Source organism: Cytophagia bacterium CHB2 (assembly GCA_030263535.1).
Classification (GTDB): Bacteria; Zhuqueibacterota; Zhuqueibacteria; order Zhuqueibacterales; family Zhuqueibacteraceae; genus Coneutiohabitans.
In genome coordinates this window covers 1-10,302 of sequence record SZPB01000289.1, presented here as the reverse complement: position 1 = coordinate 10,302, position 10,302 = coordinate 1, and the positions used below count along the sequence as shown (strand labels likewise).

The 10,302-nt window shown below is 54.9% G+C and carries 10 protein-coding genes and 1 pseudogene; 10 read left to right on the top strand and 1 reads right to left on the bottom strand.

Translation table 11 applies throughout. The features are described 5' to 3' along the window. Nucleotides 1-294: 294 nt before the first annotated feature. The 10 genes and pseudogenes from FBQ85_22210 to FBQ85_22165 all read left to right on the top strand — a co-directional run bounded on the left by FBQ85_22210 (nucleotide 295) and on the right by FBQ85_22165 (nucleotide 8,541). Nucleotides 295-804, top strand: a complete 510-nt coding sequence (locus FBQ85_22210; GenBank protein MDL1877854.1) for a hypothetical protein — start codon at nucleotides 295-297, stop codon at nucleotides 802-804. Between the two features lie 59 nt (nucleotides 805-863). Further along, nucleotides 864-1,595: a DUF547 domain-containing protein gene (locus FBQ85_22205; GenBank protein MDL1877853.1), complete on the top strand. Its 732-nt coding sequence runs from the start codon at nucleotides 864-866 to the stop codon at nucleotides 1,593-1,595. Next, nucleotides 1,579-2,097: an Ig-like domain-containing protein gene (locus FBQ85_22200; protein ID MDL1877852.1), complete on the top strand. Its 519-nt coding sequence runs from the start codon at nucleotides 1,579-1,581 to the stop codon at nucleotides 2,095-2,097. Before FBQ85_22205 ends, FBQ85_22200 begins: the two co-directional genes overlap by 17 nt. Nucleotides 2,098-2,127: 30 nt before the next feature. Continuing rightward, nucleotides 2,128-2,565 (top strand): DM13 domain-containing protein, encoded by a 438-nt coding sequence (locus tag FBQ85_22195; GenBank protein MDL1877851.1) that lies wholly within the window; start codon nucleotides 2,128-2,130, stop codon nucleotides 2,563-2,565. Between the two features lie 96 nt (nucleotides 2,566-2,661). Further along, entirely contained in the window at nucleotides 2,662-3,516 is an 855-nt protein-coding gene (locus FBQ85_22190; protein MDL1877850.1) for a hypothetical protein, read from the top strand. A 200-nt stretch (nucleotides 3,517-3,716) separates the two neighbouring features. Then, nucleotides 3,717-4,148 (top strand): YHS domain-containing protein, encoded by a 432-nt coding sequence (locus FBQ85_22185; GenBank protein ID MDL1877849.1) that lies wholly within the window; start codon nucleotides 3,717-3,719, stop codon nucleotides 4,146-4,148. 458 nt (nucleotides 4,149-4,606) lie between these two features. Continuing rightward, a complete protein-coding gene (locus tag FBQ85_22180) occupies nucleotides 4,607-4,804 on the top strand; it encodes a hypothetical protein (protein MDL1877848.1) in 198 nt (65 codons plus the stop codon). 74 nt (nucleotides 4,805-4,878) lie between these two features. Continuing rightward, a complete protein-coding gene (locus tag FBQ85_22175) occupies nucleotides 4,879-5,523 on the top strand; it encodes a sigma-70 family RNA polymerase sigma factor (GenBank protein ID MDL1877847.1) in 645 nt (214 codons plus the stop codon). 83 nt (nucleotides 5,524-5,606) lie between these two features. Beyond that, the gene (locus FBQ85_22170; GenBank protein MDL1877846.1) at nucleotides 5,607-6,020 is read left to right on the top strand and encodes a DoxX family protein; all 414 of its coding nucleotides are present in this window, start codon (nucleotides 5,607-5,609) and stop codon (nucleotides 6,018-6,020) included. 484 nt (nucleotides 6,021-6,504) lie between these two features. Beyond that, nucleotides 6,505-8,541, top strand: a pseudogene (locus FBQ85_22165) (serine/threonine-protein kinase PknK). Here the strand turns inward: FBQ85_22165 and FBQ85_22160 are convergent. Then, on the bottom strand, nucleotides 8,487-10,211 hold the full coding sequence (locus tag FBQ85_22160) for an IS1182 family transposase (GenBank protein ID MDL1877845.1): 1,725 nt from the start codon (nucleotides 10,209-10,211) through the stop codon (nucleotides 8,487-8,489). The pseudogene FBQ85_22165 and the gene FBQ85_22160 overlap by 55 nt on opposite strands. Nucleotides 10,212-10,302 lie beyond the last annotated feature (91 nt).

Below are 10,302 nucleotides of genomic sequence, written 5' to 3'. Positions count from 1 at the left end.
ACGGCATGAAGGTGGACGCGCACGGCAACATTTTCGGCGGCGGTCCCGGTGGCATCTATGTTTTTTCGCCGCCAGGCAAACATCTCGGCACCTTTGATTTCGGCGTGCCCACGGGCAATTGCAACTGGGGTGAAGAGGGCTCGACGCTTTTTATCACTTCGAACACTGCTGTCTATCGCATCAGGCTAAATACGAAGGGCGCGGGGTTCTAAGACCGGATTGGTGGATTATTGGCGTATTGCAGCGCCAGAAATTCCAGCAATTCAGAAATCCAAATACTTCAGGAGATGATTCATGCCGGCTAAAAGAACTCTTGCATTGAGCTTCGCCGCATTAGCGCTTTTTTCAACGCGCGCGCTGAGCGCGCTCGCACAACAAGACAGCCCGCCCCGGGTTCTGTTTAAATTTGGCGTCTATCACATCAAAAAAGGCCGCAGTTACACCAATATTTACGACATTGGTAATCTCGCGGCGGAGTTGGCAGAAGCCAACAACAATCATTCGTTTCTCTTATTCGTGATCGGCGTGGCAGGCACGCAGAACGCTTATCTGCCTTTTGTGGGAAACGAAGCAGACAAAAACAAAAAGATCGACGCCGTTACCACTTATGATCTTGCCGATATCAAGCCTTTTTTGGCGGCAGCCGATCAAAAACTCTGGACGGTGTTCGACCTGCGTCCGCTGCGTCCCTTGCTGCACGCGCAAAAGCTGGGTTCCTTAGCCCCAAACACAAAAGAATTGATTTGGGGTTATGATGCGGTTTTGGTGATGCCACAAGTGCGGGCGGCGACATTATTCAATTAAAAAGATTGGAGCATTCAGGCGGAAAGTATGACATCGATAGCCAGGAGAATATCGAAGAAATGAATCGAGCAAGATGCGCTTTTCTCTTTTTGTTGATTTTTGCCGCATTCGTGAACGCGCAAACTCATTCTGCAAAGTTTTACTCTCGGGCAAGCAGTTTTTTCGGCAAATACGTTCACGAAGGCCGAGTCGATTATGCGGCCATCAAAAAGAATCCGCGAGCAATGCAGGAAGTTATTTCAACGCTGGCCAGTTTTGACTTAGAAAGGCTGACTGACGCCAATGGCGAAAAGGCATTTTGGATAAACGCCTATAATCTGCTGGTTATCAGCTCTGTGGTCAGCCGCTACCCCGTCAAATCTCCGTTGGACGTTTCGGGTTTCTTTGATCGCGCCAAGCATCGCGTTGCCGGCGATTCGCTGACATTGAATGAAATTGAAAACGACAAGCTGCGCAAAAAATTCAATGACGCGCGCATTCATTTCGCGCTGGTGTGCGCGGCCAAAGGTTGTCCAACTCTGCTCGATTACGCATACCTCAGCGAGAATTTGGACGAGCAACTCGACTCGCGCGCCCGGGCTACACTCAACGATGCCGCGTACGTGCGCGTGAACTCCGGCGCCCGGAAAGTTCTTCTCTCGGAAATTTTCAGATGGTACGAGGCCGATTTTGCCAGCGGAGGGAGAACGGTTATCGACTACATTAATCAATATCGCACCGAGAGAATCCCGATCGACTTCTCGATCGACTTGATTCCTTACGATTGGACCCTGAATGCGTCTTCCGAATAGGAAACGGCGCGACCACAAATTAGCAAAGGATTGCCCTGTGCAACACCTAAAACGCCTTTTCTTAACGACCGCCCTTTTTCTCGTGGCCTGCGTTGGCACTGATTTCATCGCTGAGCCGGCCATGACAGTGCCGGCACGGATTGTCATCGCTCCAACAAACACGGCCGTGGAGGTGGGCAAAACCACCGGCTTTCAGGCCGCCTACTATGACAACCAGGGAAATCAAATTCCTGATGTCGCGTTTCAATGGAGCAGCTCCGATCCGAACATTGCTTCAATAGACGCCAACGGCCGGGCCTCGAGCCACGACACCGGTCAAACGAAAATCACTGCCCGTGCGCGTGGAGTGACGAGCGGCGCGGCCATCCTGACGGTGGTGGCCAACCCCAATCAAGTTGCCCGTGTCGTCGTTGTGCCGGACAGTGGCAACATCGGTATTGGCGGAACGCTGCAATTCGCGGCCCTCGCCCAAGACTTAAACGGCCCGATGTTGAGCGACTGAACTGCCAATTGGCGCAGCTCGGATGCAACCATCGCGACGGTGAGCAGCACCGGTTTGGCAACCGGCCTCCAGCCAGGCAGAGTGAATATTCGCGCGACAGTCGATGGCGTCGAAAGTTCGGCAGTTCGTCTCACCATTTTGGGAACAAGCCGTAGCGGCACGTTTACTAGAAATCCCAACACCTCTTATAACGTCAGCGGCACGGCGACGCTCGCGCAACAGCCAAATGGCAGTCTCGTCCTGCGATTGGGCAGCGATTTCAGCAGCAGCAATGGCCCGCGACTCGAAGTTTTTCTCTCTACCACCAGCACCGTTGGCACCAACAGTCTCAATCTTGGCCGGCTGCAGCGAACTTCCGGCGCGCAGAGTTACAACGTGCCGGCTGGCGTGACGCTGACAACTTACAACTGGGTGATCATTCACTGCGTGCCGTTCAACGTAACATTTGGCTATGTGCAGTTGCGATAGAACCTCTGGCGGTTCCCGGGCTGGCCGGCTAAGGGAAGCTATGCCGGTAATCGGGTCAAGCGAAGAACCAGCCGGCAAAACAGAAGGAAAAAAATTGTGAGACGCACTTTCGTTTATATGGCCACCCTCGCGGGTCTTATCCTGGCATCCGGCGGCGCTCATGCCGGCGCCTGGACACAAAAACGCGGCTTGGGCTACTACGAGCTGAAGTTCTACTTTGTTCGCGCCGATCGTTACTATGAGCCGGATGGCAATGTCATCACCATTCCGACTTTGGGAGAGTATACCTTCAGCTTCTACAGCGAATATGGCCTCACGGAGTGGCTGACTTTGGCGGGTGAATTTCCTGTCTACAAGCACATCACGCTGAACCGTCAAGTCGGCCGCAGCACCGGTTTTGTCTATTTTCCCGGCGACTCGGTCAGCGGAATTGCCGATGCCGAAATTGGCGTGCGTGTCGGCTTGCTGCGCAGCGGGCCGACAGTGCTCAGCGCCGGTTTGAAGTTCGGTTTGCCATTTGGCGACAACAGCCAACCGAACGGTCTGCTCACCGGCGACCGCGAGTTCAACCAAATCCTCTCGCTGCAGCTTGGGCATTCCTTCCATCCGATGCCGATGTACTTCACCAGCGAGGCCGGCGTCAACAACCGCGCGAACGGCTATTCGGATGAGTTCCGCTATGAGGCGGAGGTTGGCTGCACGATTGCCCGCGTTCTGACGGTCAATTTCAAAATGAACGGCGTGGAGCCGTTCCGCAATGGCGATGACACGGTCACGGGCGGCATGGGCGGCTTGTATGCGAACAACCAACGATATCTCGCTTATGGCCCGGGGGTGTTTTACAATTTCTATCAAAATTTCGGCATCAACACGCGCGTTGCTTTTGCGGCGTATGGCGAAAATGTGCTGGCCAAGCCACAGTACTTTTTCGGCATTTATTTGAAGCAGTGAGGGTACAATTGCCGACGGAACGGCAGCGAACATCTGCCGGAAGGCACAGCCCTGGCGACCAGCCTTCCCAACGAAACCGGTCGGGCGCGGCACAGGCTGCGGCAATGGATGTTTGAGGCGGATATGTTGGCGCCGGTCTTCAATTTCTGAAAGATAGATCCAGTTCACCATGGCGCTTGTAAAAGCAAAAGGAGAATCAAATGCTTATGCAACTTCCAGCTTTCGTTGCCGCTGTTGCTCTGCTGGTCGGCGGCAACGGCAATTTGAAAATCAGAGGCTACGATCCCGTTGCTTATTTCACTGCCGGTAAACCGGTTAAAGGTGATTCCAAATTAGAACAGGAATGGCGGGGAGCAACGTATCGTTTCTCCTGCCGGGAGAATCTGGTGCGGTTCCAAAAAGAGCCGGAAAAATATGCGCCACTATATGGCGGCTATTGCGCCTATGCGGTCAGTCAAGGCTATACGGCGCCGGTCGACCCCGAGGCCTGGGATATCGTGAACGGCAAGCTGTATCTCAACTACAGCAAGGCGGTCCAGAAAGAATGGCGTGAAAAGCGGGACGAGTACATCGCCAGCGCCGACCGGAACTGGCCCGGACTGCGTGCCAAGCAACAGCAAAAGGATGACTAGGCGCTTGTGAGCGCCCTATCGACAGAAAATTGTCGCCAGCAAAGAAGTCGCTTTGTTGCTGCCCGAAGGGCCACCTTCCCCAAGCGGAGTCTTGGGAAAAGCATAGTTTCTTCAAAGTGAAATCGTTGCCCTCTAGGCAAGAGATTTCTCCAACGGATTGAAACAACCCGGCGGATATTTTTTGTCCGCTGGGTTGCTTCAATCCGTTGGCGATTCCCTTTGAGTTGCGGTTTATCGTTGGGGCTTCGTGACTATGATTTGTACAAGTTGTTCCGCGTGTCATTCAGAAGGAATCTTGCGAGGTACTGGGCACCGTGCTCTAATCATCACAGGATCCTTGCAGGATGACATGCGTGGTGGCCATACAGTTCAAGGTAACAGACCACGCGTGTGCTGTCTGGCAACGCCGTCCGGCAGCATTCGAGTCGAACGTTTCGCAGCCATAAAGGAGAGTTACCATGTTCTGCATTCATTGCGGCAGCCGTGAGCACAGCAGCGGCCAGCACAAACCCTGCGCCTATTGCGGCGGAGACGCGCACAGCAGCGGCGCGCACAAACCGTGTGTGCATTGCCGCAGCAGCGAGCATGCCACCGGCGAACACAAGCCGTGCGTGCACTGCGGCAGCAACGAACACGACTCGAATGCCCACGCCTGAGACCGGAAATTTTCCGGGGGGCCGGCTGTAAGGATTGTCCGCCGCCCGCGACGAATATAGGAAAGGAGGCACTCATGACAAGAGAAGCACCGGCCAATGCTCGACCTCTCGGCAAGGCAGGCGAACGCGAGTCCTTTGAAGCCCTCGCCATGCCGCTGCTCAACCAACTTTACTATACCGCGCTGCGGCTGACCAGGAATCGGCTGGATGCTGAAGACCTGGTGCAGGAAACGTTTCTGAAGGCGTGCCGCTTCTATCACCAATTCACTCCCGGCACCAACTTTGGCAGCTGGATTTCCCGCATCCTGATCACGAACTTCATCAATCGTTACCGCAGAAAGAAGCGCGAGCCGCGCTGGGTAAGTCTCGAGGCGGGCAATGCCGTCATTCCCCACGAGGAAACACATGACGCCGGCCGGCTGTCCAGTGCCGGGGTGGTGGAGAACTACCAAGATTTGTTTGATGACACCATCGCCACTGCGCTCAACCGCGTGCCGGAGCATTATCGCATGATCGTGCTGCTCTCCGACGTGAGCGGCTTGAGCTACAAGGAAATCGCGCACGCGGTCGGCTGCCCGCTCGGCACAGTCATGTCGCGGCTGAGCCGGGGCCGCAAGCTGCTGGGGCGCATGTTGAACGCTTATGCGTCTACCCACCGCCACGTGCGTAATGCGCCGGCAGGTGTTGCCCGCCGGCAGGCGTCCATGATGGTGAGCTGAAGCTCGGCATTTCCGCGCGGGCGCGACGAAGGATGGCATCTGTTCAAAACCGTGGCTGCAACTTAAATCAAGGAGTCTTTGCGATGGAATTGACCAAAACACAACTCGTCCTGAGCTGGGCGTTGCGGCTGGTGGCAGCCGGGATTTTGCTGCAGACGCTGTTTTTCAAATTCACCGGCGCGGAAGAGTCGAAATATATCTTTAGCACGCCGGGCGTTGAGCCCTGGGGCCGCATCGGCTCGGGCGTTGTCGAGCTGATCGCCGCGGTGCTGCTGCTCGTGCCGCGCACCACCACCCTGGGCGCATTGCTTGCGCTCGGCGTGATGAGCGGCGCGATTCTGAGCCATCTCACCGTTCTCGGCCTCGAAGTCAAAAACGACCGCGGCCTGCTGTTTGCGCTGGCGGTGATGGTGTTGCTGGCGAGCGCGGGCGTGCTCTTCCTGCACCGTTACGAGATTCCCCTGCTCGGCGACAAACTGCGCCCGCATGCCGCTTGAGGGCAATACTGAATTCCAGCGGACTGCAACTGTAATTGGGTATCCGTCCAAAAACACTACCGCCCGGGCGCTTTGTCACGAGCAAGAGCGAGTTTCATCTGACTTGTGCACGCTTCGGGGCCACGCGCCCGGGCGGTTTCTGCATTTCTGGACAGACCCTACTTACCCGGGCAGCGGCATCGTCGCCGGCCCGAATAGACAATCCCACGGCCTCGGAAGAAGAATCCTGCGCCGTGGGATTTCCTTTCTGTGGCGGGATCATTTCACCCTCCCCCTTGCGGATTGTCCGATTTTTCTTATCATACGTCTCACGAAAGCCGAGATGAAGACTGGCATGCCCGCTGTAATTGCGCTTGGTGAGATCGTCTGAATTTCGATCACAAGGAAAATTGGCGTGATCCCGGGCTACAAAATTCTGGCCGAGATTCATCGCGGCCGCAAACGCATCGTCTATCGCGGCCTCCGGCTGCCGGAGGAAGCGCCGGTGATTATCAAGGCGCTGGGTAACGAGCTGCCGCAGCCGGCGGCCGTGGCGGAAATGCAGCGCGAGTACGACCTGCTCAAAAGCCTACCCATCGCGGGGATCGCGAAAGCCTGCGCGCTGGAATTGCATCCCCCCAATCCGGCATTGATCCTGGAAGACCTCGGCGGTGAATCCTTGCGGCACTTGCTGGACGCCCGCGGAATCACGCTTGACCTGTTTTTTGAAATCGGGCTGCAGCTTGCCGCCACGCTCGCGGCCATCCACCAGCACGGCATCATCCACAAAGACATCGCGCCGAAGAACATCGTCGTCAATCCCGTCAGCCGGCAAGTCCAGCTCATTGATTTCAGCATCGCCTCACGGCTTCCCCATGAAAATCAAAAGATCAGCCCCCCCAATCTGCTCGAAGGAACGTTAGCCTACATGTCGCCGGAGCAAACCGGGCGCATGAATCGGTCGATTGATTATCGCACGGATCTTTATTCGCTCGGCGTTACTTTCTACGAGATGCTCACCGGCAGGCTGCCGTTCGAGCTGGCTGATCCGTTGGAATTGGTGCACGCCCATATTGCAAAAGCCCCGGCGCCGCCAGAGAGGCTGAATCCTGGTGTGCCGAAAGCGCTTTCCGAAATTGCCATGAAGTTAATGGCAAAAGCCGCAGAGAACAGGTATCAAAGCGCCCACGGTTTACACGCAGATTTAGAAAGTTGCTTTGCGCAATGGCAGGCAAATGGAAAGATTGTCAACTTCAGGCCGGGGCAAAATGATTTTTCCGACCGCTTTCACATCCCTCAAAAATTATACGGCCGCGAACAAGAAATCGCGGCCTTGCTGGCCGCTTTTGATCGTATTAGCCGGGGCGCAACAGAGATCATGTTGGTTTCCGGGTATTCGGGCATCGGCAAATCGGCGTTGGTCAACGAAGTACACAAGCCGATCGCCAAGCAACGCAGCTATTTTATTGCCGGCAAATTCGATCAGCTCAAGCGCAATATCCCTTACAGCGCCGTCATTCACGCATTGCAGGAATTGGTGCGGCTGTTGTTGGCTGAAAGCGAGCAGGAGATTGCCGCCTGGAAAGACAAGCTCAGCAACGCGCTCGGGCCGAATGGTCAAGTCATCACCGGCGTAATTCCGGAGGTCGAATGGATCATCGGCGTTCAGCCTGCCGTTCCGGAGTTGCCGCCGGCAGAGTCGCAAAACCGTTTCCTGCTGGTCTTTCAGCGCTTCATCAGCGTCTTTACACAGCCGGAACACCCGCTCGTTATCTTTTTGGACGATTTGCAGTGGGCGGATTCCGCTACGCTGAAGTTGCTGCAGGCTCTCATGACCGACCCGCAGAGCCGTTATCTTTTTGTCATTGGCGCTTATCGTGATAACGAAGTCAATGCGGCCCACCCTTTAATGCTGACGCTCACGGAGATCGAAAAGAGCGATACAAAAAACTCCAGTGGCAAGCTGAACAGCATCACACTGAAAGCCCTGGACTTTGCCCATCTCAACCAGTTTGTCGCGGATACGCTGCGCCGCGAGGTCCACGACTCGGCCTCGCTCTCGGACTTGATCGCACAAAAAACCGCCGGGAATCCTTTTTTTGTTACGCAGTTTTTAAGAACGTTGTATCAGGAGAAATTGCTGGAATTCGACTATCGTGAAGGCTTTTGGCAATTCGATTTGGCGCGCATACAGCGCCTCGGCATCACCGATAACGTCGTCGATTTAATGGCCGGAAAAATTCAAAAGCTTCCCGCTGCGACCCAGCATGTCACCAAGTTAGCCGCTTGTATTGGCAATCAGTTTGATGGCAAAACTTTGGCGCTGGTGAATGAAAAACCGGTGCAACAAACTGTTGGTGAACTAGAAGCCTGGCCGGAAACCCGGTTGTTTAAAAAGTTGCGATGCCGAAAAAACTATAGACTAGAAGCCTGGCCGGAAACCCGGTTGTTTAAAAAGTTGCGATGCCGAAAAAACTATAGAACAAACTACCACCCTTTGCTCGCCAGTTGCTTTTGCGATAATGGTACTGTCAAAAGTTGAAGGAACACGACTTCAAGCAGAAGGTAAAATTGAAACTGTAAAACAAAATCGGGTTCGTTTTCACTGCGCTTGGTGCGTTCTTGGGCCGCAAGGATCATGAGATTGACCACCGCAGCCGCCAGAGCGACCTGCCAGAGCGTACGTTTCCTACCCAGGTACCGACTTTGGCGAATGCCGCGTTGCACCAGTCGCGCAATGCTATGCTCGACCACAACGCGAGTACGATATTGTTCTTTGAATGCTTCGGTCTTTGCACGCGCTCGCGCGGCCTGCAATAAGTCCTCGCGCGGATGTAATTGGATCATGCGACCATCTGCACTCTTGGATTTGATACATTGGGCCCGCAAGGCACAACCCGAGCACACGTCCGCAGGAAAATAGAACCGCTTGCTCATACGCTTCTCCGCCTTGCTGCCAAAGCGTAAGGAGATGTTGCGATAGGTCGTGGTGGTATGACCCGCGGGACAGGTGACGCGATTGTTGTCAAGATCAACGGCGAAATCGTGCTTGGTGAAGTGCGTGCTTTGCGGTGCCTTGGGCGCTTTGGCCACTAAAGCGGTGGCGCTGTTCTCAAACTGCTCACGGACTTCGGTGATGCCAAAAGCACAATCGCCAATTGCGGTTTCGACGTCATTACCGGTGTTGGTTTGGCTGGCGTCTACCAACGGTTTGGCGCATTCACCATCCTGGGCATTACCCGCGATCACCGTGACTGCGGTGATCAATTGCGACTCGGTGTCGGTTGCCACAGCGGCTTTGTGACCATCGAAACGATGGCTGGCGCTTTTGCGCCCATGACGACTTTCGGTGTCGGTGGTCGAAATGATGCGATCGGGCGCGACTCCTTCTTTGATTTGGGCTTGGCCCGCAGGCGTCATCTCAAGGTCTTGCAACAGCAACGCATTCAGCAATTCGGCGGCATCACGAATTTTTTTGACGTGGCTTTCATCGGCATCCTTCGCCGTCATGATCTCTTTGGCCAGTTCGAGTAAGGATCGGGCATCGGCCGCCACACCGGTGAGTAAATTCTGCCGGGCCGTTTGGTCATCCCAATCAATGCTGGCTTCGCCTTTGAAACTCTTGCCGAAGTAACGCGAGAAAGTTGCTTTGAGCTTCTCCATCAGGGTCGCGGGACGAAACTGCTCGAGCGTACGATAGAGCTGCTTGATGCCATCGGCCAGCAAATTGTAGGTATCCTTCACCGCGCCTTTACCGAGAATGTGAGTGGTATCCATCGCCACTTTCATTCTTTTGTTTGTGAGATAGCCCCTCTGGCGAGCATAGGTGAGAGAACGTTGGAAAATCGCCAGCGCCTGTTCATTCAAAATCAGCTTGGCGCGGAATTCTTGCAGGGTGCTCTTGGCAAACGGTTGGTCGCCCAACTCGGTGCCCAACGCCACGGCCCAGCGAACATCATACGTGGCGCGCGCCACCGTTTCCGCATCACTCAGGCGATCATAGCTTTGCAGCACACAGGCGGTGGCCAACACGCTCGGTGGCACACTGCTACGGCCATTATCCGAGCAATACAGCGAGGCATAATCCTGATCGCGAAAGATCTCCGCGCGTCGCTCGCACAGAAAGCGATAGAAGGAATTCTCTTTGATCTTGTCGCGATAGGAGTTTTCCGTGCTGAAAATGTCACCTTGGGAAATAGCTTGACCGAGCATAGTCCGTAACCACGTTGGGTGAAAAGTTCAAATTTTCCACCCACAAGATAATATCAAATGTGCCGACGCACAACCACTTTCCGGCCAAGCT

Coding starts and splice junctions, on each gene's coding strand:
- FBQ85_22185 (MDL1877849.1), top strand. CDS start 3,717: ATGCTTATGCAACTTCCAGCTTTCGTTGCCGCTGTTGCTCTGCTGGTC.
- FBQ85_22180 (MDL1877848.1), top strand. CDS start 4,607: ATGTTCTGCATTCATTGCGGCAGCCGTGAGCACAGCAGCGGCCAGCAC.
- FBQ85_22160 (MDL1877845.1), bottom strand. CDS start 10,211: ATGCTCGGTCAAGCTATTTCCCAAGGTGACATTTTCAGCACGGAAAAC.
- FBQ85_22210 (MDL1877854.1), top strand. CDS start 295: ATGCCGGCTAAAAGAACTCTTGCATTGAGCTTCGCCGCATTAGCGCTT.
- FBQ85_22200 (MDL1877852.1), top strand. CDS start 1,579: ATGCGTCTTCCGAATAGGAAACGGCGCGACCACAAATTAGCAAAGGAT.
- FBQ85_22175 (MDL1877847.1), top strand. CDS start 4,879: ATGACAAGAGAAGCACCGGCCAATGCTCGACCTCTCGGCAAGGCAGGC.
- FBQ85_22205 (MDL1877853.1), top strand. CDS start 864: ATGAATCGAGCAAGATGCGCTTTTCTCTTTTTGTTGATTTTTGCCGCA.
- FBQ85_22170 (MDL1877846.1), top strand. CDS start 5,607: ATGGAATTGACCAAAACACAACTCGTCCTGAGCTGGGCGTTGCGGCTG.